We start from the raw sequence: 24825 nt of genomic DNA on the forward strand, positions 1-24825 counted from the left end.
CCGCGGTCGGGGCTACGGTGGGGCGATCAATGGTGATCTGTGGCAAGGACTTACGGCATGAAGTTGATGTATGTGTTGTGGGGTGCGGGGCTGGGGGAGCGGCTGCGGGGCGAGGAGCTGCGCAAAGAGCTGGCCGGGGTGGGGGTGACGGCCTATCAGGTGAATGTGCGGGATGCCGATGTCGAGGCCGCGCAGGTGAAGCACACCACCTATGACGCGCCGATCGACGCCATCGTGAGCGTGTGGACCGAGGGCGAGCACGCGGCGGTCACCAATGTGCTGCGGACGGCGGCGGACGACGTGAACGGCTGGGTCGTGGACGAGCGCCGGCCCATCGAGCCGCCGGTGATCGAGGACGGGGTGCGGACCGACGCGCTGGCGAATATCGCGATTCTGCGGATTCCCGAGGACCTGACGCGCGAGGAGTGGCTGCATCGGTGGCACGTCCTGCACACGCCAGTGGCTATCGAGACGCAGGACACGTTCGGCTATGTCCAGAACACCGTCACCGAGGCGATCACCGGCGGCAAGCGAGTCGATGCCCTCGTCGAGGAACTGTTCCCGATGGCGGCCATGACCAGCGCACATGCCTTCTACGGCAGCGGCGGGGACGACGCCGAACTGCAGCGGCGCGTGACGGCCATGATGGAGAGCGTCGTCCGCTTCGGCGCGCACCTGAACCTGGATCTGGTGCCCACGAGCCGGTACGTCTATACCCTGGGCTGACCGGCGGCTTCCCGGACCTTCCGTGATCTATGGCGCAATCTCCGCTAGGGTCCCTGGGAAGGTTTGCCGCGCAACGGAATCGGCGAACCGTGTGTGGAAGGTGGAAAATTCTTCGTGTCTTACCTGCTCTATGACTTCCTGGAGCCGTTGATGGGTCCGGCCGCGGCCGAGTACTGGGCGACGATTTTCGTCGTCGGACCGCTGTAGTAGCGACGCGGTAACCCTGGCGCTGTGACGCCCGTCATCCCGTGCGGGGCGGGCAGTCCAGTCGTGTTGGACTGGCTATGAAGTGGCCTGAAAGCGCCGCCTAGAATCGACCTGTTCGATTCCGAGCGATCCGACCGATTGGCCCACATGACCCAGGAGTTTGCCGTGACCACGCCCGACACCACCCCCACCATCGGTACCGCCCGCGTCAAGCGCGGCATGGCCGAGATGCTGAAGGGCGGTGTGATCATGGATGTCGTCACGCCGGAGCAGGCCAAGATCGCCGAGGATGCCGGTGCCGTCGCGGTCATGGCGCTGGAGCGGGTCCCCGCCGACATTCGCGCCCAGGGTGGCGTGTCCCGCATGTCGGATCCGGACATGATCGACGGCATCATCAACGCCGTCTCCATCCCCGTCATGGCGAAGGCCCGCATCGGTCACTTCGTCGAGGCGCAGATCCTGCAGTCGCTGGGTGTCGACTACATCGACGAGTCCGAGGTGCTGACCCCCGCCGACTACGCCAACCACATCGACAAGTTCGCCTTCACCGTCCCGTTCGTGTGTGGCGCGACCAACCTGGGCGAGGCGCTGCGCCGAATCACCGAGGGCGCGGCCATGATCCGTTCCAAGGGTGAGGCGGGCACCGGCGACGTCTCCAACGCCACCACCCACATGCGCAAGATCCGCGACGAGATCCGCCGCCTGACCTCGCTGCCCAAGGACGAGCTCTACGTCGCCGCCAAGGAACTGCAGGCCCCCTACGAGCTGGTCGCCGAGGTCGCCGAGACCGGCAAGCTCCCCGTCGTGCTGTTCACCGCGGGCGGCATCGCCACCCCCGCCGACGCCGCCATGATGATGCAGCTCGGCGCCGAGGGCGTGTTCGTCGGCTCGGGCATCTTCAAGTCCGGCAACCCGGCCGAGCGTGCCGCCGCCATCGTCAAGGCCACCACCTTCCACGACGACCCCGACGTCCTGGCCAAGGTCTCGCGCGGCCTGGGCGAGGCCATGGTCGGCATCAATGTCGAGGAGATCCCCCAGCCCCACCGCCTCGCCGAGCGCGGCTGGTAATCGGCTCCGGCCGGTAAACGGCTCCGCGACAATCTGATTCGACATCGCCGGGTGGTCTTCGAACCACCCGGCGATCGTCGTTCACTTGCTCCCGGTGATATTGCTCAGATCCGTGGTGCAGGTGGCCATGGCCAGCGAACCGGTGGCCGTGTTCTCCACCAGCACCTTGTCGCCCTGCACGATGCGGCAGCTGATGGTCGCGCTGTCATCGTCGGCGGCCGTCGCGGTGAGGGTGGCCATCTTGAGAATGCCGGTCAGGGTGACATCCTTGCTCCACGGCAGTTGCGCCGCGGTGCTGGTCCCCGATCCCGTGTCGCCGATGCTGTAGGTGATCGACGGCTTGACGTACGTGCCTTCGCCGGACCCCGTCACCTCGTAGCGCACATCCACGGTGCGCTTGGACTCCTTGGCGACGTCGTTCGCGGCCTTGCCGAACACTGCTGTGCAGGCTGCGAACGGCAGCACGATGAACAGCAGCAGTGCCCCCACGATCCACGGCCAGATCTTCCGCTTCTTGGGCGGTGGCGGCTGCATCGGATATCCCGGAGCCGGAACGCCTTGGTACGTCATGAATCCCCTTGATTTGTATTCCTGTGGACCGGAGCGGAACCGTATCAGCGCGATTGCGCCGTGAGAACCGCCCGAAGCGGGTACGGATAGGCCGTCCAATCGGTCAGGGAATCCGTTGGTATCGGGTGGAATTGGAGATTCTTGCCGAAGTCGGCAGACCGAGGATCTCAGGTGATTTCGCGGTTGCTTTGTGCGCTGTTCCGCAATTGCATTGTGCACGAGTGACCTTCGGCCCTAGTCGGGTTGCGGGATGGGTGCTAGGCGTCAAGGACCGCAGACGTGGGACGCGCGGTGCTCCGGGCCCGCCCATACCGGCGGCTACCTGCGTGCATACCGTTCAGCAAATCCCAGCAAATTATTTCGGCCTGCTGTTCCAGGTCGGCATCACCGAGATCGACCAGCCGGATCTGAGCCGCATCCGCGGTCAGTACGCCAGCCGCTTCTGGCCCGCGCGCCGCGCCGGCAGCGCGCCGGTCGAGGATGAATACCCCACCGAAACCGTCGACGCTCGCCATCGCCGGTGGTGAGCCGACCGGGTTCGGCGAAGCCGGCGCGGACACGCCGCCCAGGTGGTGGCCCGGCCGCCTGCTTGCTGGTGTCATGAACCAGCATCGCTGCCGAACACCCTCGAGGCGAAAGGACCGCCATGCCCGCCGCGTCCCGTACGGTGACCATCGCCCGCCCCATCGACGAAGTGTTCGCCTTCTTCGCCGACTCGACCAACAGCGCCCGCTGGCGCACCGGGGTCAAGCAGATCACCGCCGAAGGCCCGCCCGCCGTGGGCACCATCTACCGTCAGACGGTCTCGGGTCCCGGAGGCCGGGGCATCCCCGCCGACGTCCGGATCACCGAGTACATCCTGAACGAGAAGGTCGTCCTGAAGGGCATCGCGGGACCGCTGCGTCCCACGGTCACCTATGCCTTCGCGCCGGTGGCGGAGGGCACCGCGGTGACCTTCTCGCTGGCCGCGGAACTGTCGGGCCTCAAGAAGCTGCTCATGAACGGCCCGGTCCAGAAGACCATGACCGCAGAGGTTTCCGGCCTGGATCGCGCCAAGGCCCTGCTCGAGTCCGGCACGGCCTGACCACGCCGGGACCGTCCGGTCACGCCCGGCGCGCGGTCCGGAACTGGGCCCGATAGGCGGACGGGGTGATACCGAAGCGCCGGAAGAAGATGCGGCGCAAGGATTCCTCGCTGCCCAGACCGGATAGGTGGGCGGCGGCGGTGACCGAGGCCCCGGCTTCCAGCATCGCCTGTGCGGCCTCGACGCGCGCCGATTCCACGAATACCGCAGGGGTGGTGTCGAGTTCGTCGCGGAACAGCCGCGTGAGCTGCCGGGTGCTCACGGCGGCACGGGCCGCCATGGCGGTGAGCGAATGATCCGCGGCCGGGTCGGCGAACACCTCGTCGACGACGGCGCGCACATCGTCCCGGCGCGGCACCGCGGTGCGGGACGCCACCGAGAACTGCGATTGCCCGCCCGGCCGCCGCAGGAAGACGACCAGTTCCCGCGCCACCTCGCGGGCGAGGTCGGCGCCCTCGTCCTCCTCGACCAGGGCCAGGGTCAGGTCGAGGCCCGCGCTGACTCCGGCCGAGGTGAGGTATTTGCCGTCGCGAATGTAGATGGCATCCGGTTCGACCGTGATCGACGGGTAGGCGCGGGCCAGCCGGGCGGCATGCCGCCAATGCGTGGTCGCCCGGCGGCCGTCGAGAAATCCGGCCTGCGCCAGGACGAACGCGCCCGTGCACACCGAAGCCGTCCGGCGCGTGGACGGCGACAGGGCGCGAACGGCGTCCAGAATCGCGCTGTCGACGGGGGAGTGCGGAAACCGGTCGTCGCCCGGCACGATCAGCGTGTGCACGCGGCCCACCTCGGCCGCGGCCGCGTCGACGAGCAGGCGCGTACCCGCCGCGGTGGTGACCGGTGCGCCGTCCGGTGAGCACAGCGTCACGTCATAGCGCGCGCCCGACCCGGCGGCGGTGCTCAGCACCTCCAGTACGGCGGTGACATCGAGCAGCCGGACGCCGTCGAAGGCCAGCACCGCCATTCGCTTCCTGCCCACCACCCGAACCTAGCACTCCGGCATGTCTGGATCTGTGGGGTTCCTGTCCGGAAAGACACGGTGCCGCGCCCGCCGCGTCGGCGAGTGTGGTTGCCATGGAACACATTGCCGATATCGCCATCCCCGACAGCACTCTGGCCCGCGAGGCCACCGAACTGGTCCGCGACACCGCGGGCGAACTGCTCTTCGATCACTCCCGCCGGGTCTACCTGTTCGGTGCGCTGCAGGGTGCGCGCCGCGGCCTCGGCTACGACCCCGAACTGCTCTATGTGGCGGCTATGTTCCACGACCTGGGTCTGACACCCCGGCACCAGGATTCCCGGCAGCGCTTCGAGATCGACGGCGCGGACGACGCCCGGGCCTTCCTGCGCGGGCACGGCATCCCCGCCGAGCGCGCCGATATCGCCTGGGCCGCAATCGCTCTGCACACCACCCCGGAGATCCCGGCCCACATGGCACCCGAGATCGCCCTGGTCACCGCCGGTGTCGAGCTCGATGTGCTCGGCATCGGCTACGACGATGTCACCGAGGAGCAGCGCGCCGCCGTGATCCGCGCCCACCCGCGCCCGGATTTCAAGCGCCGCATCCTGGCCGCCTTCACCGACGGGATCGCCCGTCGCCCGGACACCACCTTCGGGAATGTGAAAGCCGATGTCCTGGAACACTTCTCGCCAGGATTCCGGCGCGGCGACTTCGTCGAGGTCATTCTCGATTCGCCCTGGGCGGCCTGACCTCGCCCCGGTGGTGACCCGCGGCCGAATAGCCGCGGATCAGTGGCAAGTACACGGTGTCGACGATGTCCACCAGGACATCGTCGGGCACCGTCGGCACGCCGCGCGTCACGAACTCGTTGCGCAACAGGTCGATCGGCGTGGTGGCGACCCGGGGCACGCAGGCCGCGGGCGAGGCGTCGCCGCGGTCGACCGCCCGCTCGAGGATGGTGAGCCACGGCCGGGTCCCCGCGTCCCCGGACTGTTCCCGCAATTGCGCGAGCAGTTCGGGCTCGTTCGCGAGCTGGGAGAGCAGGCTGCGCAGGATCTCGCCGAGCGGCGAGGACAGATGGGAGTTGGCGCGGCGCAACAACTCCAGCGCGTCCGCGCGCAGGGCCCCCGTGTCCGGCAGTTCGAGCGCGGCCGAGGTCAGTTGGCGATACGCCGCGACGCCCAGTGCGGCGCGCTTGGGCCAGCGCCGGTAGATGGCGTTCTTGTTGGTGCCCGCCCGGGCGGCGACGGCATCCATGGTCATCCCGGGGTATCCGGATTCGAGCAGTTCGTCCACGGCCGCGCGCAGGATCGCCTGTTCCAGTGCCGGGCCGCGGCGGCGGGTCGGGCGCTCTGTCGATTCGCTCATAACGGTACTGAGCGTACCTTGCGAGACCGGTTCCACGCGGGCTATGGTCGCAACTAGGGTACGAACCGTACCGTAAATGGAGGAGGTAGCCGATGAGAGCGATCGGCGTTTGCTACGACACCGGCTTCGTGAACCTGGGCAGCAGCACCCACGAGCCGTTCGATATCGCACGGGTGCGCGAGGATATGCGAGTCATCCGCGCGGACCTGCACTGCGACGCGGTCCGCATCACCGGCGGGTACCCGGAACGGCTGAATCTGGCGGCCTCCGAGGCCGCGGCCGCCGGATTGGAAGTCTGGGTGTGCCCGTTCCTGAACGACGTGACCGAGGACGAGGTCCTCGCCGTCGTCGCCGACTGCGCCGACCACGCGGAACGCCTGCGTGCGAGCGGCGCGGAGATCGTGCTGGCGGTCGGGTCCGAGCTCGCCATGTTCGTGCTCGGTTATCTACCCGGCGAAACCCTGGCCGAGCGGGCCGCCGCCCTGCGCACCCCGGCGGGCCAGGCCGCGCTCGCCGGAATCCCCGCTCGCGTCAACGATCTCCTGGCCCGCGCCGCCGCGATCGCCCGGGACCGGTTCCGCGGCAGGCTGACCTATTGCAGCCTGCCGTTCGAGCAGGTCGACTGGGAGCTCTTCGACATCCTCGCCACCGACGCCGGATACCGCGGCGCGGAGCTGGCCCCCGGCTATCGGGACACCATGCGCGCCTACGTCGCTCAGGGTGAGCAGCTCGGAAAGCCGGTGGCCATCACCGAATTCGGCTGCCCGTCCTTCCGGGGCGCGGACGATGCGGGCCCGCACGACTTCGACATCATCGAATGGGACCCGGACACCGCGCGGCCGCTACGCCTCGACGGCCGCTACGAGCGGGACGAGCCCGCCCAGGCCGACCACCTCACCGACCTGCTCGGCATCCTCGATACCGCGGGCGTGGACGCCGCCTTCTACTACTGCTTCGCCCGCTACGATCTGCCGCACCACGACGACCCCGCGCTCGACCTGGACCTGGCGAGCCCGGGACTGGTGAAAGTCCTTCAGCCGGACGGTGGTTCGCTGGCCTGGGAGCCCAAGGCGGCGTTCGGGGCCCTGGCGGCGCAGGCGGGATCGCGCTGAGTTCCGCGCCGCGGCTCGGCCGATCAGGATTGCCGGGCGGGTTCAGCCGACCCGGATCGCCGGCCGGTCCGGATGGTCCCAGGCGACCTGGATATCAGGTTCCTCGGCGTGCTCGCGCTGGAACTCGAGCAGCCCGTCCACGGTGAACCGGCTCGCGGCGTCCGTCCGGCGGCGCAGCGCCCCCGCCGACATGCCCAGGCCGACAGTCAGATCGAAGTCCAGGCCGCGCCCGAGCAGCATGGGTCCGGCGATGAGCAGCACCGTGGTGTCGTCGGCGGTGCGGATGCGAGCGCGGGCGGAGCGATCGGCGCGTTCGTCCCAGAGGGCAGGCAGGTAGCGCCCGGTGTCCCGGAGCGGTTTGAGGACTTCGCGATTCAGCGCCGCGTAGTCGAACCACCCGGTGCGGTAGGTGAATTCGCTGTCGCGATCGTATTCCAGGCGTACGGAGGCGGGCCGGACGAAATCGTGCAGCGACACCACCGCGGCGGGACGGCCCCGGGTGCGCAGGAGTTCGGCGACCCCGTTCGCGACGGTGAGCGGATCCGCGGCATCCGCGCCGTCCACCGCGATCACCGCATACCCCGTCAGCGTCATGGCCCGCTCGGCGATGAGTGCGTACAGGGCGTCGGGGCTGATGGCGGTGAAATCGGGCACGAGACCATCTTGGCCGAGGTCTGGTGCCCGGTCACCTCCGGTCAGCGGTACTCGGCCAGGCGCGGGCGGACACCGAGCAGCACCAGCACCGCGACGACCATGGCCGCGCCGTACGGGAGCCAGGTGCTCCAGCCCGACAAGTCGTTCTCGCCCTGGGTGATCGCGGTGTCGAAGGCGTGCTGGTTGATGTCGATGGTCGACACCAGGGCCGTGTCGTAGGCGGCGAAGTGGTCGTTGGAGGCGCCGGTGTCGAGGGCGATGGCCGCCCGCAGGTCCGAGCCCGCCAGTCCGCGCAGCGCGTGATCGTCGTGCTGGTAGGCCTGATAGGCGAGCAGGCTCTGCTCGGCGGCCTGGCGCTCGCCGGAGAAGGTGATGTTGCGCAGTTCCTCGCCGAGGAAGGAGCCGGCGCTGATGGCCTGTGCGAGATCGCCGCCGTGTGCGCCGATCGCCTGGTCGAGCGCACCCGCGTAGTCGTCGACGCCGCGCGCCTGGACGCCGGCCAGTCGCTGCGCTTTCTCGAAGTAGCTCTGCTGGTATGTCGCCGCGTGTGCGGGGTCGAGCAGTAACCGGCTCTCGTCGGCATTGGCGTCATAGCTCAGCGCCCGCGCCTGCCGCAGTGCCAGCAGCGAGTCGAAGGCGTCCCGCTTGGCGACGGTGAGCTGGTGCGCCGCCGCGGCATTCGCGAGGTAGCCGCCGCTCAGCACCCCCAGCATCAGCACGGTGGTCGCGGCCAGCGCCGGGTTGACCCGCCGATGCAGCACCACCCGCAGCACGACCTGCAATCCCGCCAGCACGACGAGCAGCAGCAGGCCCAGCACGGCGATGCGTACGCGGGCCGCGACCGTGGTGTGCTCGCTGTCCTGGTAGGCCTGGCTCAGCACACCGCTGTTGGTGTCGGCCAGCTTCTGGGCGCGCGACAGCAGATCCGGCACCATCCCCGTCGCCGCCCGGTAGGCCTCCAGGGTGCGCGCCGCGGGCTGTCCCGCGGCGCCGCGGTCGAGATCACCGAGCTGGAAGGTGTCCGCGGCCAGTGCCTCGTACTGCCCGAACTTGTCGAGCAGCTCCCGGATCTGCCGGGACGCATCGTCATTGGTGGCGATGGTCATGGCCTGCTGCAGATCGGCGTCGGCTTGCACCCGGCGTCGCTCGTAGCCGGCGAGCGCGTTCTCGCGCACCGTGGCCAGCGTCGAATCGTTCCCGGCGAGCAGCACATTCGCCAGTTGGGCGTCCATATCGGCCAGTGCGAAGTACAGGTCCTCGGTGGCGGTCACGGTCGGCGCGGTGTGCCGGCCGATCACCTCGATGCCGTGCCGGGTCGCCCGCGCGTCGGCGGCGATGACCAGCGCGGTCACCGCGGTGAGCAGTACCGCGGCCACGGCCAGCAGCCGGATCCAGCCCGGGGTGTCCGAGCGGCCCGGGAGCAGCCCGCGCACCTGCGTGAGCACCCCGGCCCGACCGGTCTCGGGGCGCGGAGTCCGGGGACGGGTGAGCATCGTCGTCATGACGGGGTGTCCTGCTTCAGGGTGAGAGTGGTCCACGCGCCCAGGTGGATACGGTCACCGGATCGCACCGGCACCGCCTGCCCACGCGGAATGGGATCGGCGGCCGCGTTCACGCGGGTGCCGTTGGTGGAGCCGAGATCGATGACGGCCCAGCCGTTTCCGGGCTGGGCGACGAACAGCACGTGCAGGTGCGAGACGCCCGGATCCTGTGGGGGACCGGTGAGATCGATCTCGGGATCGATGCCCTTGGAGGCGCTGTAGCGGCCCACCCGGACCTGCGCGCCCTGCAGCGCGAAGACGCGTTCGGGGCAGTACGCGGGGAAGTCGACGTCGTCGTCCTCGCTGCGCATGGTGTCGAAGTACTCGCGGTCAGCGAAAACGGTTGCCGTCCAGGCGGTTATGGAAGCCTCGGAGTCGGGCGGCGGCACGACCATCGCCGGTGCGGGCGCGACCACGGCCGGCGCGGGCACGGCCACCGTGGCGGCGGGCGCGGCCCTCGTCACCACGGGCCCGCCCGCCACGAAGTCGTAACTGCACCCCTCGCAGAACCGTCCCGTCTGCGGCTCGCCACACGCCGGGCACGGCACACCCGTGGGTTCCGGTGCGGGCGCGGGTTTCTCGCCCGCCTCCATGAGCAGCCCGCACACATCGCAGTAGTCGCCGGCCGCCGAAGCGTGTCCGGCCGGACAGGTCAGCATGGTCGTCCCCCTCACCGCTTGTGCACGCGGGAGGTCTTGGTCGACCGCGTGTCCAAGGTCATCTCGTCGGCCTTGCGCACCGCGGACTTCAGCCGAACGGTCCCGGTCCGCGCATCGAGCACGTCGACTACGCCCTCCAGAAGTTTGGCGGTGTCCGTATTGCCGGACACCGCGGCGATCTGCACCGCGCGCCCGAGTTTCCTGGTGGCCGTGTCGAGATCGCCGTCGCGGCGCGCGGCGAGGCCCTCCTGGATGACCCCGGCGAGTTCGGCCTGCCCGGTGTAGTGGGCCACCTCCGGGCTGATCTTGCTGGACTGGGCGACGTCGTCGGTCCACACGGCCTTGATCAGCCCCTGCCCGAGCACCTCGGCCTGATCCCCGCTGCCGCGCACCAGCGCGACCCGCCCGGCGAGCATGACATCGCCGAGTCCGCCGGGCGCGACCTCGACGCAGATGTGGTAGTCGCGGCTCTCCGCGCCACCCCAGGACCCGGTCGGGTATTCGCCGGTCTGCGTACCGGTTTCGGTGCGCCGCCCGGTCAGGTCGAGCAGCTCCGGCGCGACCTGCTTGACGAATTTCACGGTGGCCCCGCGCGGGGTCCACAGCCGCAGCGCGACATCGGCGACCGACTTGCCCATGGCTGCGGTGGTCATGGACTGGAAGTCGGCCACCAGATCCCGGGCGTCGGCGACGATGTCGACGGTGCCGAGCAGCGCGCTCGAGATCTTGCGCAGTTCCGCGATCTCCCAATCGGTGCCGACGCCCCGGCAGTCGCACACGTACACCCCGGTGCCGGCCTGGATCTCGGCGTCGAGCTGCTGCGGCGTCTCGTGCTCGTCACGGCCGTCGGTGAGCAGAATGGCGTGGCGCAGCCCGGTCCGGTCCCCGAACAGCTGCCGCGCCAGCCGCAGCCAGGTGCCGATCGCGGTGCCGCCTCCGGCGCGCAGGTTCTGCACGGCCGCAATGGCATTGGCCTTGCTGCCGGGGGAGGCGGTGATCAGCGACGGCGTGACCGGGTACACGATGCGCGCCTGGTCGGTGCCCGCCACCACGGCGAAGTCCACGCCGTCGCGCACCGCCGAGATGGCGGCGGCGGTGGCGTTCTTGGCGGCGGCCAGCTTGCCGTAGGCGTGGTCCATGCTGCCCGAGCAGTCGACGATGATCACCTCGGCCGCCCCGCCGCCGGCCGGTATCGCGCCGCCGCCGGTCGCGGCTACTGTCACGACCGCGTCGACCCGCGTCGCACCGGCGGGCAGGTACTCGTTCTGGAAGGTGTCGATGCGGAAACCCAAGGGGTCGTTCATGATCGGTCATTCCTCGAAAGGGCGGGAAACGGTGCGACGGCGACGGTGATGTTGTCGCCGCCACCGGCGGCCAGCGCCAGATCGGCCAGCCGGTGGGCCGCGGCGCGGGGTTCGGTCAGGGCGGACGGCAGGGCGAGCGCGGTGAGCGCGGCGGCGTCGGGGTAGTTGTTCCACAGTCCGTCGCTGCACAGCAGCACCGCGCCCGGCCCGTCCGGGACGAAGGTGCGCAGATGGGGTTCGACGCCGTCCGCGTCGGCCCCGAGCCAGGCGGTGAGGGTGTGCGCGTCGGGCATGGACATGGCGGTCACCTCGTCCACGCCCAGATCCGCCAGCCCGGCCGCCACCGAATCGTCGATGCTCAACCGGCGCGGCGGGGTGGCCGCGGCGTCGGCGGTGAGCCAGTAGGCGCGGCTGTCGCCGATGGACCCCACGGTGACCGCGGTCGCCGTGACCGCCGCGGTCACGATGGTGCAGGACGGTGTCAGCTCGCCCCGATCACCCAGGGCCGCAACGGCTTCGGCCGCCGCGCCGATGGCCAGCAGGGTCGCCGCCTCCGCGCCGAGACCCGCGCCGAGCTCGGCCGCCAGCCGGTCCGCGGCGGTGGCGGCGGCCCGCTGGGCGGCGTCGGCGGCGTGCTCGGAGCTGGACACCCCGTCGCACACCACCAGGATCCGGGTGCCGTCGAGGACGCGCAGCGCCATCGCATCCTCGTTGTGCGCGTGCCGCTTCCCGCGATCGGTGACCGCGGCGAGGGTGCCGAGGTCGAGCTGCCACCGGGCGGGCACGGCCGCCGGCGTGATCTCACCGGTCAGCGATGCGCCGCAGTCCTCGCAGAATCGGTCGCCGTCGGCGCATCGCGCTCCACACGCCGGGCACACGTCAATTGTCTCCTCGAGTGTCGTCGTCATGGCTCACACCCAGCTGACGGGGCGAATGGCATTGGCGCGGTTGACCAGATCCCGCCGCGTCAGCTTGTCGGGGGCCAGTCGCGCCAGCGTCCGGAACTGGGATTCCAGCGCGGTCCGCAGCTCGCGATCGGCGAATCGGCAACCCAGCACGGCCGCGCCCGGTTCGACCGGCTGTGCGGCCGCCAGGGTCCGCGCGGCGTCGAGGACGGCAATGCTCCGCCACGCCTTGTGCTCCGGATCCAGGGGCAGGCCGCTGAGGCGATCGCCGGCGGCGACGAGATATCCGTGCCGGCCCGACCCGCCCACGAGTTGCGCGCCGAAGGCGGCGAGCTGGGCGGCGGTGTGATGGCTGGAGCCGGCGGGCACCGATTCCGCGGCGGCGATGGCGCCGTCGATATCGCGCTCCTGCAGCCGGGTGCGGGCCAGACCGAAGGCGGCACTGGGGTATCCGTGGTCGGTCCGCCACACCTGCAGGTACAGCCGCGACGCGGCGTCGAACTCACCCGCGCACTCCCGGGCCGCCGCGAGCGCGAGCTTGGCCGCCGCCTCACCGGGCAGCATGCCGTAGACGGTGTCGAAATGCTCGCGCGCGGCGGTGCAGTCGCCGCGGGCCAGGGCGGTCGCCCCGCGATACCAGGTGATCCGCCAGTCGGCGTCCTCCGACTCCTCGAGTGCGGCGAGTTCGGCGGTGGCCGTGTCGAAGTCGCCGCTCTCGATGCGAGCACGGACCAGTGCCAGCGCCACCTCCGGCGAGGACACCGGTGCGGCCTCCAGCGCGGTCACCAGCTGCCGGGGATCACCGATCGAGGTGGTGGCCAGGAAGCCCGCCGCGGGATCGGACGGATCGACCATGGGCACCGGCAGTGCCGCCACGATGGCCAGCGGGTCCGGAGTTGCGGGCCACCGCTGCGGGTCGGCGCCGAAAACCGCACGCTCGCCGCCGAACACGGTCGACAGCGCCGGCCGCGGCTGCCCGTCCTCGGCGGCCACCACCTCGCGCAGCACGCCGGTGACCTGCTCGGCCATCTCCGAGGCGGACCCGAACCGCTCGTTCGGGTCGGCGGCGGTGGCGCGCTCGAGCAGCCGCCGGAACGACGGGAACTGCGTCAGCAGCGGCACCTCCGTCGCGGGCGGCAGGGTGTACCGGTAGGCGCGCTGATAGTCGAAGTTGAAGGTCAGCACGGCCAGTGTCCGCGCCACGGTGAACAGATCCGACTCCACCGACGCGCCTTCGGTTTCCAGCTCCGGCGCACAGTAGCCGTCGGTCTTGAACCCGGCGCTGTCCTCGTCGTCCCTGTGCCGGACCGCGCCGAGGTCGATGAGCTTGAGCTGCTCCTCGGTCTGAATCATATTGTCGGGCTTGAAATCGCAGTACAGCAGATTCATGCCGTGCAGGTAGCCGAGCGCGGGCAGGATCTCGAGAATGTAGGCCAGCCCCCGCGCCAGCGGCAGCGGCTGCAGCCGTCCGGACGGATCGTGCTGGGAGCGAAGCTCTTTCAGCGATGCGCCGCCGATGTACTCCATGACGATGTAACCGACCGGCTCCTGCGTGCGGGGGTCGGGATGGCGGACGAAGTTGAAGATCTTGACGATGTTCGGGTGCTCCACCGCCGCCAGGAACTGCCGTTCGGCCACCGCCGCCGCCAGAGCGTCGGCGTCACCGGTGTCGAGCAGGCCCTTGAGCACCACCCAGCGGTCGCTGACATTGCGGTCGCGGGCCAGATAGATCCAGCCCAGGCCGCCGTGGGCCAGACAGCCCAGCACTTCGTACTGCCCGGCCACCAGATCACCGGCCGTCAACTTCGGGGTGAAGGAGTAAGCGGTGCCGCACTGGCGGCAGAAGCCCTCGGTGCGGCCCGGCGCGCCCTCGCGGCCGCGGCCCACGCGCTGATTGCAGTTGCTGCAGAAGCGTTCGTGCTCGGGCACCCGCGGATCGGTCATGACCGCCGTGGACGGATCCCGGTAGGGCACCTGCGGAATCGACACCAGGCCCGCGCCCAGGCGGCCCCGGCTGGACCGCGCGGTGCGAGTCGAGCGGGAGGAGGAGCGGCTGGAGCCGCGGCGGCTCTGCCGGCCCGAGCGGGACGCGCCCACCCCGGTCCGGGAAACCGGATGCCCATCGGGCGTCGGCGCGGCCCCGGTGAAGGCGGCCGCGAGGACCGGTGTCGAAACGTCCTGTGCCGGTGCGGCGGGCGCCAGCCCGCATTCGCCGCAGAAGCCGTCCTGAATGGTGCCGCCGCAATCCGGCCGCAGGCAGTTGGTCATGGTCGTGCCGTCTTCTCGGTGATAGCCCGCTGAAACTCGGCCACCGCGCGGGTGGCGACGGCGAGATCGCAAGGGGCGGAATGGAGTAGCTCGTAGGCACGGCCGTAGCGGGCGGCGCTCACACCCGTCGGCGGTACCCCGTCCAGAAACCGGACGCCCGGATCGTCTTGCAGCTCAGCGAGATTCGCGGCGATTTCACCATGGTCGGCGTCGAGCCCGGCCAAGGCCTGATCGACCTCGGCTATTGCCAACACTGGCACCCCCCGTTTCAGCGATGTCCCTCATCGGGCGTGAGCCCGTCAGCACATGCTCCCACCGCTGAGCGTAAGCAAACCGTAAGGATTTTCCGGGTTCCGGGTCACCGTCGCGGCCGAGCCGGGGGATGATGTGCTGTCGGTCTAATCCCGGGCGCCGGTGGGGGCGGTGATCTCGGCAACCGCTTCCGCGTACCAGCGGAACAGCCGAATCGGCGGCAGGGGAGCGGCGTTCAGCTCCGCCCAGCACTCCGCGACGGCGGCCCGCGCGGTCACCCCGATCCAGTGCTCGGGAAGCAGTTCCGGCGGCAGCAGCGGATCGGACACGACCGCACGATCGAACTCGCTCGCCAACGTGATTGCCAGCGAGAGCTGCCGGGTCGGATCCGCGGTGCGCAGTGCCGGCAGGGTGCGCTCGGCGGCGGCGAGCAGCCGCTCGTGCCCGGCGGCCAGCCGGTCCAACGGCCACAGTCGCGCCGCGAGCTCGACACCCCCGGTGATCCCCCCGACCGACAGCTCACCGGTCGACAGCGTGGTGAGCTGTCCGTCGATGCCGAGTTTGCTTGCCAGGGAACGGATTCGGTCCTCCCACGCGTGCGGCGACACATACAGCCCGCCCTGGATCGGCGCGCCGCCGCGGTACACGATGTCCTCGCGCATGGCGTCACGCGCCTGCCGATTCGCCTCGGGCACCGCGAACGCCGCCAGATGCCAGACGCCGTCCCACTGCACCTCCCCGCGATCCTGGGCGTACGCGAAGCGCAGATACTCCAGATCGGGTTCGATGGTCCCGCGGGTGTCCTCGGTGGCGCGCAGCACCGCCTTGCGCCCGCGCCCCTCGTGCGTGAATCGGCCCTCGGCCACCAGCCTTTTGATACACAGCCGCACCTGCTGATCGCTCATGCCGAGCACGGCCGCGACATCGTAGAGCTCACCGGCGTCGATCGTGGCGTCCTCCCGGATCATGCTCTCCACGAGCGTCCGGGTCGGAATCTCGGTGGCCGGAATCAGATCGTCCACGGCGTACTCCTCACTCCACGATGCACGGTGCTACCCGACCGGTTCCCGCTCGATGACGACCGGTGAGCCGCCCCCGAATTCGCGGCCCAGATCCGCGAAGAACCGTGGCGCGTCGATGACCGCCTCCGGCGGATGCACCCCCGGCCGGCGGGCGCAGCCGTCGATGACCTGGGACATGCCCAGCGCCAAAGGCATCCCGGTCGCCCGCGCCATATCGCCGAACAGCTTATCGATGCCACCGGCCACCGACGGGTCCAGGTGTGCCAGCACCCGATATTCGCGCCCGGCTCGCCGGCCCGACAGGGCGGCGAAGAACGGCGGCAGATTCCCCGGCCCCCGGGTCCGCAGGGCCGTCGGCACCGAGCGGGCGATCCGCGCCAGCGTCGGCCGCGCCAGCTCCTGCGCGGCCTCCTCATTGGTGAGCCGGCCCGCGTCGATATCGCGGCGCAGCATCTCCAGATAGGCCAGCGTCGACGGCGTCACCACCATCAGATTGGCCGCGTCGCCGACCGGTTTCAGGCTGCGCTGCAAGGTGATCGGCTCGGGATGGCCGATGGTGTACGCGGTGCCGCGCCGCCCGCCGGGCAGGGTGAGCTCGACCGGGCGCAGGGGACGCTGTGCGACCACCCGGCCCGCCGTCACCGCCGAGATGGTGCCGCTGCTCTGCTGCATCCAGTGGACGGCCGCCGCGGTCGGCTGCTCGTCGCCGAGCAGCGACTCCGCACCGCCGCCCGCGCCCGGAACATCCACCGGCCACGCGGTATACGCGTCCAGGACGGTGTCGAGCTCGGCCGCCGCCAGCGCCGCCAGCAGATTGCTGATCCCGGGACTGGCGCCCATTCCCACGATCGCGCACACCCCGGCCGCCCGCGCCCGGTCATCGAGCCCGAGCATGTCGACCGTCGGCTCCCAGTCGTCGCAGATATCGAGATAGTGCGTGCCGGTGTCGATCGCGGCGCTCAGCACGGTGCGGCCGAATCGGTAGTAGGGGCCGACGGTATTGAGCACCAGATCGACCTGCATGAGCGCGTCGCGCAACGCGGGGGCGTCGGTGACATCGAGGGGGCACGCGGACACCGGTACCCGGGCGCCGGCGAAGCGCCGGGCCACCGCCGCGGCGGCCTGCCCGTCCCGATCGGCGATCACGATCCGCTCGACGCCCAGCAGCCGGGCGGCGGTGTCGACGGCGGCGGCGCCCATCGCGCCCGCCGCGCCGAGAGCGAGGACCTTCATGGCGTACTCCTGTGCAGCATCAGTGGTTCGGCGGCTGGGCGGCGTACTCGCGCAGCGCGTCGAGATAGCCCGGGGCATAGAGGGATCGGGGCGCGAACAGCGCGACCAGGAAGGACCGCAGGCTGTCGGGCTTGTCGAGATCGAACGTCACGATGTTGTGCGAGGCGTCCGGGAAGGTCCGGATGGTGAGCAGGCTCGCGGGTATCGATTCCCGGTACACGCGCGCCGTTTCGGCGACATCGACATTGAGGTCGTGCTCGCCGAGCAGCAGCAGCGTCGGAACCCGCAGTTGCGCAAGGGTTTCGGTGGCATCGGAACGGAAGTTCTTGCCCACGAACCGCCAGCGGTCCGCCGACATGGGCGGGGAATCCGCGGTGGCCGCGAGGTATCGGTCATAGCTCGCGCCCGCGCGCAGCAGTGACAGATCGTTCTCGCGTCGCCGTAGCTCGGCGGCGATCTCGTCGTCGGAGGCGTGCCGTTCGCGCAGTTCGGCGCGCAGGTTGTACTCGCCCTGCCGGATCCAGTTGACGGCCGTGCCGACCGCGATCATGAACCGCAGCTCCGGATGCCGGACCGCCACCTGGGGCAGGACCCACCCGGCCTGGCTGATGCCCCACAGGCCGATGCGGCCCGCGTCGATGTCCGGACGCCCGCGTGCCCACGCGATCGCGGCCTCGGTCTCGGCGGCCCGATCCGGCATGCTCTGGTCCAGCCAGTTGCCCGGCGCGCCGTTGACACCCGGCTTGTCCCACGCCAGTGACGCGTACCCGGCCCGCGCGAAGGTCTCCCAGATCGGCCGGTAGAACTCGTCGCGATCGGCGGTGGCCGCGCCGTCGCCGTGCACGAAAACCACCAGCCCGAACGGTCCGTCCCCGCGTTCCGGCAGCGCCAGCGTGCCCTGCAGCGGTTGAGCGCCCCCGGTGACGGTGACCCGCTCCGCGCGAATGTCGAAGTCGTGCTGGACGATCACCCATCCGCCCGCCGACAGCACCAGTGCGACAACACAACTCACGGCGATGAGGGTCCGGCGCTTCCAGCTCATAAAACTATCGTAGCAAAAACGATCGTGTAGTGATTGATAGATTTGCGCGGTTGTTAGCCTGAGCGCGACAAACGCGAAGGGACGGGTGCATGGCGACGATCGAAGAGGCGCTCGAAATAGAGCAACTCGAACGCGACATCTTCCGTGGCGCGTCCACCAAGACGCAGCTGCCACGCACATTCGGCGGGCAGGTGGCGGGGCAGGCGCTGGTGGCGGCGGTACGCACGGTGGATCCGCACTATCAGGTGCATTCACTGCACGGGTATTTCCTGCGGCCGGGCAATCCGGAGCGACCCACCGTCTACCTGGTGGACCGCATCCGCGATGGCCGCTCCTTCTGCACGCGCCGAGTCACCGGCGTGCAGAACGGCGAGGCCATCTTCACCATGTCGGCCTCCTTCCACGTCGGCGACGCGGGACCCGAGCATCAGGACCGGATGCCCTCGGTGCCGCCGCCGGCCGAGCTGCCCGACGCCAAGGAGTCCATGAGCCCGGAACGGCTGTGGGCCATGCGCGAATGGGAGCACTGGGACATTCGCACCATCCCTCAGCAGGAGGTGGACCGCCGCGACGGCCTCGCCGCCCAGCAGCAGGTGTGGTTCCGCTACCGGCACGCGCTGCCCGACGATCCGCTGTTCCACGTCTGCACCCTGGCGTACATGAGCGATATGACCCTGCTCGGCTCGTCCAAGGTCATCCACCCCGACGAGCCCACCCAGAACGCCTCGCTCGACCACGCCATGTGGTTCCTGCGCCCGTTCCGCGCCGACGACTGGCTGCTCTACGACCAGCAGTCGCCCTCGGCGGGTGCGGGCCGCGCGCTGACCGGCGGGCGGATCTGGAACCAGGCCGGGGAACTGGTGGCGGTGGTCGTGCAGGAGGGTCTGATCCGTACCTTCCGTGACGAGCAGGCCGAGTCGTACCCGGCCGGTACGGCCTGAGCCGCACCCGAAACCGTCCGAGCTGCAAACACATCGAGCGCGCCGCCGGTGAATTCCGGCGGCGCGCCCAGGTTTTCGGAGATCAGGCGGTCTGCACCCGCAGGTGACACACCACCGTGTCGTTCATTTTGCGCAGCACCCGCTCCAGCTCGTCACTGCGATGGCTGGGCAGCACGTGGTTCCACCCGGCGGGCGGCTCGATCTCGGCGATCACCACCACCTTGCGGCGGCCGGTGAAGTTATCGGCGACATAGCGCGCCACCGGGCCGCCGACCGTCGAATCACCGTCCTCTAGCAGCACCAGGCGCACATCCGGATGCCAGGCTTCCCACTCCTTGGTGAAGACGGTGATGTTCTCGCCCGGCAGGCAGACGTGCACCGCGGTGACGTCGCGGCCCAGCGACATGGCCGCCGAGAGCGCCTCGCGGCTCAGCTCCGACACCTCCGACACCGGCACCACGATCGCGGTCTCGGTGGCCTTCGGCTCGGCGGGCACACAGCCGGCGCCGCGGCAGCCGTCGATGCGGGTGTAGATCGCGCGGATCCGCTCCATGGCCACCACCAGCAGCGGCAGCACCACCACGATCAGCCACGCGCCCTCGGTGAATTTCATCGCGGTGGTGACGATCAGCGCCACGCAGGTGAGCACCGCGCCGAAGCCGTTCAGCGCCGCCCGCCACTGCCAGCCCGGCGTGCGCACGTCCAGCCAGTGCCGGACCATGCCGACCTGGGCGATGGTGAAGCCCACGAACACGCCGATCGCGAACAGCGGCACCAGCGCGTTCATATCGCCGCGGGACGCGGCCAGCAGCACCGCCGAGGACACGCCCAGCGCCAGCACGCCGAACCGGTACACCTGCCGTTGCGAGCTCACCGCGAACCGGTGCGGCAGCGAATTGTCGTCGGCGAGAATCTTGGTCAGCGTGGGCAGGCCGCCGTAGGAGGTGTTGGCCGCCAGCGCCAGCAGGATCACGGTCGCGAATTGCACGATGTAGTAGGCGATTCCGTGGCCCAGTGCCGACTCGGTCAGCTGTGACAGGATCGTGGTGCCCTCGATCGGGTGGATCGAGAACTTGCCGATCAGCGTGGCCAGCCCGAGCAGCATGAGGCCCAGCAGCACACCCAGCGCCACCTCGGCCCGCTGCGCGCGCTCGACCTTGGGCCGGGCGAAACTGGGCACCGCGTTGGCGATGGCCTCCACGCCGGTCAAGGCCGCGCAGCCACTGGAGAAGGCCTTGAGCAGCAACAGGATTCCGATGGTGCGTGCGTTCTCCGCGACCGCCGCGCCGGTGGCGACCGTGGCCGGTTCCGATCGCAGCAGGCCCGCGATGATCACCGCGCAGATGCCGAGCACGAACACCGCGGTCGGGGCCATGAAGGCGCGGGCGCTCTCGCGGATGCCGTACAGATTGAGCACGGTGATCCCGGCCAGCACGGCCAGGCAGACCCACACCGTGTAGGGGAACAGCTGCGGGAACGCCGAGGTCAGTGCCGCCACGCCCGCGGCGATCGACACCGCGACATTCAGCACGTAGTCCACGATCAGCGAGGCCGCGGCCACCAGACTGGTCCGCCGGCCCAGCCGGGCCTTGGCCACCGCGTACGCGCCGCCGCCGTTCGGGAAGGCGGCGATGACCTGCCGGTAGGACGCGATGAGCACGGCCAGCAGCACCACGATCGCCAGGGTCACCGGCAGTGTGAAGCCGAGCCCGGCCGTCCCGGCGGCCGCCAGCACCAGCACGATCGCCTCCGGCCCGTAGGCCACCGAGGCCATGGCGTCCAGCGAGAGCCCGGCCAGCCCGGTCGCGACGGTCAGCCCGTGCCGGGGCGGCGGTGCGTCGACTCCGCCGCGCGGCCCGGGCGAGGTTTGCGGTAGCAAATCAGTCACATGCCGCAGTGTTCACCCGAAACGCCTGTTGGACACCCGCCCTAACGGAACCCTGACACCGTAGGTGAGCAGGGCCACACACCCCCGCAACCGTATGCTCGACGGCGTGAAACCGAGGATTGGTGTGCTGGCGCTGCAGGGCGATGTGCGTGAACACCTGCATGCTCTCGAGGCGTGCGGGGCGGATGTGGTGCCCGTGCGCCGCGAATCCGAGCTGGCCGCCGTCGACGGTCTGGTGCTGCCCGGTGGCGAATCCACCACCATCAGCAAGCTGCTCGAGGTCTTCGACCTGCTGGAACCGGTCAGGCAGCGACTCCGCGACGGCCTGCCCGCCTACGGCTCCTGCGCCGGCATGATCCTGCTCGCCTCCGAGGTCCTCGACACCCGCCCGGACATGCAGCCGCTGCACGGCATCGATATGACCGTGCGGCGCAATGCCTTCGGACGTCAGGTCGACTCCTTCGAGGCCGATCTGGACTTCGCGGGCCTCGACGACGGCCCGGTCCGCGCGGTGTTCATCCGCGCCCCCTGGGTCGAGCGGGCCGGGGACGGCGTCGAGGTGCTCGCGCGGGTGCCCGCGGGCCCGGCGGCCGGGCGCATCGTCGCGGTGCGGCAGGGCAATGTCATGGCCACCTCCTTCCATCCGGAGGTGACCGGCGATCTGCGGGTGCACAAATTGTTCGTCGACACCGTGGTGCGTCCGCGCGCCGGAGTCTGAAAGTGCACTCGAGTAGACTGGTGCAGTTGTCCGTCCTCCGGGGCGGGTAGTTTGCGACTTGAACGACAGCGCCCCCTGAAACGAGGAAGTAGGGAATGAGCGGCCACTCAAAATGGGCCACCACCAAGCACAAGAAGGCCGGGATCGACGCGAAGCGCGGCAAGCTCTTCGCGAAGTTGATCAAGAACATCGAGGTGGCGGCCCGCACCGGTGGTAGTGACCCGGACGGCAACCCGACTCTGTACGACGCCATCCAGAAGGCGAAGAAGTCGTCGGTCCCCAATGACAACATCGAGCGCGCCCGCAAGCGCGGCGGTGGTGAAGAGGCCGGTGGCGCGGACTGGCAGACCATCATGTACGAGGGCTACGGCCCCAATGGTGTCGCCGTGCTGATCGAGTGCCTCACCGACAACCGCAACCGCGCCGCCGGCGAGGTGCGTGTGGCGATGACCCGCAATGGCGGCAATATGGCCGACCCGGGTTCGGTGTCGTACCTGTTCCACCGCAAGGGCCTCATCACCCTGGAGAAGAACGGCCTCTCCGAGGACGACGTGCTCATGGCGGTGCTCGACGCGGGTGCCGAAGAGGTCAACGACCTGGGCGACGCCTTCGAGATCATCTCCGAGCCGGGTGACCTGATCGCCGTGCGCACCGCCCTGCAGCAGGCCGGAATCGACTACGACTCCGCCGAGTCGAGCTTCCAGCCGTCGATGTCGGTGGCCGTCGACGCGGACGCCGCGCGCAAGGTGTTCAAGCTGATCGACGCGCTCGAAGACAGCGACGACGTGCAGAACGTCTTCACCAACATCGACGTGTCCGACGAGGTGCTGGCCGAGCTCGACGCCTGATCGAGCTCCGAACGACGCGGGCCGCTTCCCGAACCGGGAGGCGGCCCGCGTCGTATTTCCCGGGCTCCACGGGTGCCGGATGCGAGAATCGCGGCGTGCCCGAATTGCGCGCCGTGCGAGGCGATATCACCGAACAGCAGGTCGATGTCATTGTGAACGCCGCGAATTCCTCCCTGCTGGGCGGCGGGGGAGTGGACGGGGCGATCCACCGCAAGGGCGGACCGGAGATCCTCGCCGCCTGCCGCGCACTGCGGGCCTCCCGGTACGGCGGCGGCCTGAAGACCGGGCAGGCGGTCGCGACCACCGCCGGAAACCTCCCCGCCCGCTGGGTGATTCACACCGTCGGCCCCGTGTGGTCGGTGACCGAGGACCGCTCCGCGCTGCTGGCCTCCTGCTACCGCGAATCCCTGCGCGTGGCAGACGAACTCGGCGCGGACACCGTGGCTTTCCCGGCCATCTCCACCGGCGTGTACGGCTGGCCCATGGACGACGGCGCCCGCATTGCCGTGGAGACCGTGCGGGGCGCCGAGACCCGGGTGCGGGAGGTGCGGTTCGTCCTCTTCGGCGACGAGGCGTTCGGAATCTTCGCCGCGGCGCTCGCCGCGCATCAGGGTGGGTGAGCGGGCGAATTCCGGGTTTACCCCGATAGGCGTGAAACCTCCTGTGCGGCAAGCTGAATCCCGGGTCGGGTCACAGTTGATAGGAGTTGATTCACACATGGCTCAACGGTTGCTGGTCGGTCTGGGCGCCGCGGCCCTGATCACCGCCGCGGCTGGCGCCCTGGCCCCGGCGGCATTCGCGACGGATCTGGCCGAGGGGGTTTCGTGCAGTGATCGCAGCTGCCGCAACGACACCGACGACATCTATCGCATCCAGGTGCGGGTGCACTGCTCGGGATTCGGTGACGGGTACGAGACGTCGGTCTGGGTGAACAGCCACACCACTGAACAGACACAGGTGGGGTGCACCGGCCGCTGGGTGTCCGGCGGATTCCGCCCCGGCACGCCTTCGATGAACCCGGACGGCACCTGGAACTCGCCTCCGATGGAGAAGGAGCCCGACAGGTTCGAGCCCAGTTACCTGACGGGCATCGACTACCTGAGTGCCGTGGTCGACAACAGCGGCCGCCGGCGCCCCGGCGCCCCGGCGCCCAGCGGCTCCTGATTCCGGCGGATCACCCGAGCCCGCACCGCGACCGGCCGTGTCGATGGACAATGTCGCCGCGAGGGTCCGTTAGACTCTCGAACAGTTGTTCGTTCATGGTGAGAGGGGTTTCGGTGCGGGTGATGGGCGTCGACCCCGGGCTCACCCGGTGCGGCATCAGCATGGTCGTCGGCAGCATGGGCCGGCAGGTCTCGATGCTCGCCGTCGACGTGGTGCGCACCCCGCCGGAAATGGAGCTGGCGCAACGGCTTCTGCTGGTCGCCGACGCCGCCGAGGCCTGGATGGACACCCATGAGCCCGAGGCCGTGGCCATCGAACGCGTCTTCTCCCAGCACAATGTGCGCACCGCCATGGCCACCGCGCAGGCGGGTGGCGTCATCGCGCTCGCGGCCGCCCGGCGGCAGATCCCGGTGCACTTCCACACGCCGTCTCAGGTGAAGGCGGCCGTCACCGGCAATGGTTCGGCGGACAAGGCGCAAGTGACCGCCATGGTGACCCGTATCCTCGGGCTGGCCGTCGCGCCCAAGCCCGCCGACGCCGCCGACGCGCTCGCCCTGGCGATCTGCCACTGCTGGCGCGCACCCATGCTGGAACGCATGGCCAAGGCGGAGGCGATGGCCGAGCGGCAACGGCGCATGTACGAGGAAAGGCTTGCCCAGCAACGGAAGGCGGTAACGCGGTGATCGCGTCGGTACGCGGCGAGGTACTCGAGATCGGGCTCGACCATGTGGTCATCGAGGCGGCGGGAGTCGGCTACCGGCTCAATGCCACCCCGGTCACCCTGGCCGGGCTCACCCGCGGCGAGGACGCCCGGCTCTACACGACCATGATCGTGCGTGAGGACTCCATGACGCTGTTCGGCTTCGCCGACACCGAGACGCGGGAGCTGTTCGTGCTGTTGCAGACCGTGTCGGGGGTGGGCCCGAAGCTGGCCATGGCCGTGCTCGCGGTGCTCGAACCCGAGGCGCTGCGCAAGGCGCTCGCGGAATCGAATGTGGCGGCGCTGACCCGGGTCCCGGGTGTCGGCAAGCGCGGCGCCGAACGCATGGTGGTCGAGCTGCGGGACAAGGTGAATCTGGTTCCGGTGCAGTCCGGCCCGCCCGGATCCGGGCCCGCGCCCGTGGCCACCCCGGTGCGCGAGCAGGTGGTGGACGCGCTCATCGGGCTGGGCTTCCCGGCCCGGCAGGCGGAGGGTGCGGTGGACGCCGTGCTGGCCGACGACCCCGGCATCGGCACCTCGCAGGCGCTGCGCACGGCGCTCGGGCTGCTGGGCAAGAATCGATAGGCCGT

General features: G+C 69.9%; 27 protein-coding genes. 13 read left to right on the forward strand and 14 right to left on the reverse strand.

What is annotated here, in order from left to right:
- Window positions 1-57 precede the first annotated feature (57 nt).
- Both ABZV44_RS17410 and pdxS read left to right on the forward strand, forming a co-directional pair.
- The gene (locus ABZV44_RS17410) at window positions 58-726 is read left to right on the forward strand and encodes a hypothetical protein (RefSeq protein ID WP_354837126.1); all 669 of its coding nucleotides are present in this window, start codon (window positions 58-60) and stop codon (window positions 724-726) included.
- 354 nt (window positions 727-1080) lie between these two features.
- The gene (gene pdxS / locus ABZV44_RS17415; RefSeq protein ID WP_354837128.1) at window positions 1081-2001 is read left to right on the forward strand and encodes a pyridoxal 5'-phosphate synthase lyase subunit PdxS; all 921 of its coding nucleotides are present in this window, start codon (window positions 1081-1083) and stop codon (window positions 1999-2001) included.
- An 81-nt stretch (window positions 2002-2082) separates the two neighbouring features.
- On the opposite strand, the gene ABZV44_RS17420 is transcribed toward pdxS, so the two are convergent.
- On the reverse strand, window positions 2083-2571 hold the full coding sequence (locus tag ABZV44_RS17420) for an MmpS family transport accessory protein (RefSeq protein ID WP_354837130.1): 489 nt from the start codon (window positions 2569-2571) through the stop codon (window positions 2083-2085).
- Window positions 2572-2897: 326 nt separating this feature from the next.
- Between ABZV44_RS17420 and ABZV44_RS17425 the strand changes: the two genes are divergently transcribed.
- Both ABZV44_RS17425 and ABZV44_RS17430 read left to right on the forward strand, forming a co-directional pair.
- Window positions 2898-3098, forward strand: coding sequence for a hypothetical protein (locus tag ABZV44_RS17425; protein WP_354837132.1), 201 nt, complete (start codon window positions 2898-2900; stop codon window positions 3096-3098).
- Window positions 3099-3217: 119 nt separating this feature from the next.
- Window positions 3218-3655, forward strand: a complete 438-nt coding sequence (locus ABZV44_RS17430; RefSeq protein ID WP_354837134.1) for an SRPBCC family protein — start codon at window positions 3218-3220, stop codon at window positions 3653-3655.
- A 19-nt stretch (window positions 3656-3674) separates the two neighbouring features.
- Here ABZV44_RS17430 and ABZV44_RS17435 read toward each other — a convergent pair whose 3' ends face one another.
- Window positions 3675-4619 (reverse strand): DJ-1/PfpI family protein, encoded by a 945-nt coding sequence (locus ABZV44_RS17435; protein ID WP_354837549.1) that lies wholly within the window; start codon window positions 4617-4619, stop codon window positions 3675-3677.
- Between the two features lie 110 nt (window positions 4620-4729).
- On the opposite strand from ABZV44_RS17435, the gene ABZV44_RS17440 reads away from it, so the two are divergent.
- Complete coding sequence (locus ABZV44_RS17440) at window positions 4730-5365, forward strand: HD domain-containing protein (RefSeq protein ID WP_354837136.1); 636 nt, start codon at window positions 4730-4732, stop codon at window positions 5363-5365.
- Here ABZV44_RS17440 and ABZV44_RS17445 read toward each other — a convergent pair.
- A complete protein-coding gene (locus tag ABZV44_RS17445) occupies window positions 5337-5984 on the reverse strand; it encodes a TetR/AcrR family transcriptional regulator (protein ID WP_354837138.1) in 648 nt (215 codons plus the stop codon). The genes ABZV44_RS17440 and ABZV44_RS17445 overlap by 29 nt on opposite strands.
- Before the next feature lie 92 nt (window positions 5985-6076).
- Between ABZV44_RS17445 and ABZV44_RS17450 the strand changes: the two genes are divergently transcribed.
- Entirely contained in the window at window positions 6077-7096 is a 1020-nt protein-coding gene (locus ABZV44_RS17450) for a hypothetical protein (RefSeq protein WP_354837140.1), read from the forward strand.
- Between the two features lie 42 nt (window positions 7097-7138).
- Here ABZV44_RS17450 and ABZV44_RS17455 read toward each other — a convergent pair whose 3' ends face one another.
- The 10 genes from ABZV44_RS17455 to ABZV44_RS17500 all read right to left on the reverse strand — a co-directional run bounded on the left by ABZV44_RS17455 (window position 7139) and on the right by ABZV44_RS17500 (window position 17976).
- Window positions 7139-7750: a hypothetical protein gene (locus ABZV44_RS17455; protein ID WP_354837142.1), complete on the reverse strand. Its 612-nt coding sequence runs from the start codon at window positions 7748-7750 to the stop codon at window positions 7139-7141.
- A 41-nt stretch (window positions 7751-7791) separates the two neighbouring features.
- A complete protein-coding gene (locus ABZV44_RS17460) occupies window positions 7792-9252 on the reverse strand; it encodes a hypothetical protein (RefSeq protein WP_354837144.1) in 1461 nt (486 codons plus the stop codon).
- Window positions 9249-9950 carry an FHA domain-containing protein gene (locus ABZV44_RS17465; RefSeq protein ID WP_354837146.1) on the reverse strand — a complete coding sequence of 234 codons (702 nt, stop codon included), beginning with the start codon at window positions 9948-9950 and terminating at the stop codon, window positions 9249-9251. The genes ABZV44_RS17460 and ABZV44_RS17465 overlap by 4 nt, the downstream gene beginning before the upstream one ends.
- 11 nt (window positions 9951-9961) lie before the next feature.
- Window positions 9962-11254 carry a VWA domain-containing protein gene (locus ABZV44_RS17470; RefSeq protein WP_354837148.1) on the reverse strand — a complete coding sequence of 431 codons (1293 nt, stop codon included), beginning with the start codon at window positions 11252-11254 and terminating at the stop codon, window positions 9962-9964.
- Window positions 11251-12162, reverse strand: coding sequence for a protein phosphatase 2C domain-containing protein (locus ABZV44_RS17475; RefSeq protein ID WP_354837150.1), 912 nt, complete (start codon window positions 12160-12162; stop codon window positions 11251-11253). The genes ABZV44_RS17470 and ABZV44_RS17475 overlap by 4 nt, the downstream gene beginning before the upstream one ends.
- Before the next feature lie 3 nt (window positions 12163-12165).
- Entirely contained in the window at window positions 12166-14427 is a 2262-nt protein-coding gene (locus ABZV44_RS17480) for a tetratricopeptide repeat protein (protein WP_354837152.1), read from the reverse strand.
- Window positions 14424-14678 carry a hypothetical protein gene (locus ABZV44_RS17485; RefSeq protein ID WP_354837154.1) on the reverse strand — a complete coding sequence of 85 codons (255 nt, stop codon included), beginning with the start codon at window positions 14676-14678 and terminating at the stop codon, window positions 14424-14426. The genes ABZV44_RS17480 and ABZV44_RS17485 overlap by 4 nt, the downstream gene beginning before the upstream one ends.
- 147 nt (window positions 14679-14825) lie before the next feature.
- Complete coding sequence (locus tag ABZV44_RS17490) at window positions 14826-15647, reverse strand: PaaX family transcriptional regulator C-terminal domain-containing protein (RefSeq protein ID WP_354837550.1); 822 nt, start codon at window positions 15645-15647, stop codon at window positions 14826-14828.
- A gap of 84 nt (window positions 15648-15731) precedes the next feature.
- Complete coding sequence (locus ABZV44_RS17495) at window positions 15732-16934, reverse strand: saccharopine dehydrogenase NADP-binding domain-containing protein (protein ID WP_354837156.1); 1203 nt, start codon at window positions 16932-16934, stop codon at window positions 15732-15734.
- Window positions 16935-16953: 19 nt separating this feature from the next.
- Window positions 16954-17976 (reverse strand): CocE/NonD family hydrolase, encoded by a 1023-nt coding sequence (locus tag ABZV44_RS17500; RefSeq protein WP_354837158.1) that lies wholly within the window; start codon window positions 17974-17976, stop codon window positions 16954-16956.
- Window positions 17977-18065: 89 nt separating this feature from the next.
- On the opposite strand from ABZV44_RS17500, the gene ABZV44_RS17505 reads away from it, so the two are divergent.
- On the forward strand, window positions 18066-18917 hold the full coding sequence (locus tag ABZV44_RS17505) for an acyl-CoA thioesterase II (RefSeq protein ID WP_354837160.1): 852 nt from the start codon (window positions 18066-18068) through the stop codon (window positions 18915-18917).
- Between the two features lie 82 nt (window positions 18918-18999).
- Here ABZV44_RS17505 and ABZV44_RS17510 read toward each other — a convergent pair whose 3' ends face one another.
- Window positions 19000-20691 carry an APC family permease gene (locus tag ABZV44_RS17510; protein WP_354837551.1) on the reverse strand — a complete coding sequence of 564 codons (1692 nt, stop codon included), beginning with the start codon at window positions 20689-20691 and terminating at the stop codon, window positions 19000-19002.
- 208 nt (window positions 20692-20899) lie between these two features.
- On the opposite strand from ABZV44_RS17510, the gene pdxT reads away from it, so the two are divergent.
- From pdxT to ruvA, 6 genes are all read left to right on the forward strand, one after another.
- Entirely contained in the window at window positions 20900-21523 is a 624-nt protein-coding gene (gene pdxT / locus ABZV44_RS17515) for a pyridoxal 5'-phosphate synthase glutaminase subunit PdxT (RefSeq protein ID WP_354837552.1), read from the forward strand.
- Window positions 21524-21618: 95 nt separating this feature from the next.
- The gene (locus tag ABZV44_RS17520; RefSeq protein WP_354837162.1) at window positions 21619-22371 is read left to right on the forward strand and encodes a YebC/PmpR family DNA-binding transcriptional regulator; all 753 of its coding nucleotides are present in this window, start codon (window positions 21619-21621) and stop codon (window positions 22369-22371) included.
- Window positions 22372-22466: 95 nt separating this feature from the next.
- Window positions 22467-22991, forward strand: a complete 525-nt coding sequence (locus tag ABZV44_RS17525; protein ID WP_354837164.1) for an O-acetyl-ADP-ribose deacetylase — start codon at window positions 22467-22469, stop codon at window positions 22989-22991.
- A 97-nt stretch (window positions 22992-23088) separates the two neighbouring features.
- Complete coding sequence (locus tag ABZV44_RS17530) at window positions 23089-23535, forward strand: hypothetical protein (RefSeq protein ID WP_354837166.1); 447 nt, start codon at window positions 23089-23091, stop codon at window positions 23533-23535.
- A 113-nt stretch (window positions 23536-23648) separates the two neighbouring features.
- Window positions 23649-24218, forward strand: a complete 570-nt coding sequence (gene ruvC / locus ABZV44_RS17535; protein ID WP_354837553.1) for a crossover junction endodeoxyribonuclease RuvC — start codon at window positions 23649-23651, stop codon at window positions 24216-24218.
- Window positions 24215-24820: a Holliday junction branch migration protein RuvA gene (ruvA, locus tag ABZV44_RS17540; RefSeq protein WP_354837168.1), complete on the forward strand. Its 606-nt coding sequence runs from the start codon at window positions 24215-24217 to the stop codon at window positions 24818-24820. Before ruvC ends, ruvA begins: the two co-directional genes overlap by 4 nt.
- Window positions 24821-24825: the final 5 nt, after the last annotated feature.

Origin of the sequence: Nocardia sp. NPDC004860 (assembly GCF_040609015.1) — a bacterium.
Classification (GTDB): domain Bacteria; phylum Actinomycetota; class Actinomycetes; order Mycobacteriales; family Mycobacteriaceae; genus Nocardia.

Excerpts from the sequence above, each read along its gene's own strand:
- ABZV44_RS17410 (WP_354837126.1), top strand. The coding sequence starts at position 58 with ATGAAGTTGATGTATGTGTTGTGGGGTGCGGGGCTGGGGGAGCGGCTG.
- pdxS (WP_354837128.1), top strand. The coding sequence starts at position 1,081 with ATGACCCAGGAGTTTGCCGTGACCACGCCCGACACCACCCCCACCATC.
- ABZV44_RS17420 (WP_354837130.1), bottom strand. The coding sequence starts at position 2,571 with ATGACGTACCAAGGCGTTCCGGCTCCGGGATATCCGATGCAGCCGCCA.
- ABZV44_RS17430 (WP_354837134.1), top strand. The coding sequence starts at position 3,218 with ATGCCCGCCGCGTCCCGTACGGTGACCATCGCCCGCCCCATCGACGAA.
- ABZV44_RS17435 (WP_354837549.1), bottom strand. The coding sequence starts at position 4,619 with ATGGCGGTGCTGGCCTTCGACGGCGTCCGGCTGCTCGATGTCACCGCC.
- ABZV44_RS17440 (WP_354837136.1), top strand. The coding sequence starts at position 4,730 with ATGGAACACATTGCCGATATCGCCATCCCCGACAGCACTCTGGCCCGC.
- ABZV44_RS17445 (WP_354837138.1), bottom strand. The coding sequence starts at position 5,984 with ATGAGCGAATCGACAGAGCGCCCGACCCGCCGCCGCGGCCCGGCACTG.
- ABZV44_RS17450 (WP_354837140.1), top strand. The coding sequence starts at position 6,077 with ATGAGAGCGATCGGCGTTTGCTACGACACCGGCTTCGTGAACCTGGGC.
- ABZV44_RS17460 (WP_354837144.1), bottom strand. The coding sequence starts at position 9,252 with ATGACGACGATGCTCACCCGTCCCCGGACTCCGCGCCCCGAGACCGGT.
- ABZV44_RS17465 (WP_354837146.1), bottom strand. The coding sequence starts at position 9,950 with ATGCTGACCTGTCCGGCCGGACACGCTTCGGCGGCCGGCGACTACTGC.
- ABZV44_RS17470 (WP_354837148.1), bottom strand. The coding sequence starts at position 11,254 with ATGAACGACCCCTTGGGTTTCCGCATCGACACCTTCCAGAACGAGTAC.
- ABZV44_RS17475 (WP_354837150.1), bottom strand. The coding sequence starts at position 12,162 with ATGACGACGACACTCGAGGAGACAATTGACGTGTGCCCGGCGTGTGGA.
- ABZV44_RS17480 (WP_354837152.1), bottom strand. The coding sequence starts at position 14,427 with ATGACCAACTGCCTGCGGCCGGATTGCGGCGGCACCATTCAGGACGGC.
- ABZV44_RS17490 (WP_354837550.1), bottom strand. The coding sequence starts at position 15,647 with ATGATCCGGGAGGACGCCACGATCGACGCCGGTGAGCTCTACGATGTC.
- ABZV44_RS17495 (WP_354837156.1), bottom strand. The coding sequence starts at position 16,934 with ATGAAGGTCCTCGCTCTCGGCGCGGCGGGCGCGATGGGCGCCGCCGCC.
- ABZV44_RS17500 (WP_354837158.1), bottom strand. The coding sequence starts at position 17,976 with ATGAGCTGGAAGCGCCGGACCCTCATCGCCGTGAGTTGTGTTGTCGCA.
- ABZV44_RS17505 (WP_354837160.1), top strand. The coding sequence starts at position 18,066 with ATGGCGACGATCGAAGAGGCGCTCGAAATAGAGCAACTCGAACGCGAC.
- ABZV44_RS17510 (WP_354837551.1), bottom strand. The coding sequence starts at position 20,691 with ATGGCCTCGGTGGCCTACGGGCCGGAGGCGATCGTGCTGGTGCTGGCG.
- pdxT (WP_354837552.1), top strand. The coding sequence starts at position 20,900 with ATGCTCGACGGCGTGAAACCGAGGATTGGTGTGCTGGCGCTGCAGGGC.
- ABZV44_RS17520 (WP_354837162.1), top strand. The coding sequence starts at position 21,619 with ATGAGCGGCCACTCAAAATGGGCCACCACCAAGCACAAGAAGGCCGGG.
- ABZV44_RS17530 (WP_354837166.1), top strand. The coding sequence starts at position 23,089 with ATGGCTCAACGGTTGCTGGTCGGTCTGGGCGCCGCGGCCCTGATCACC.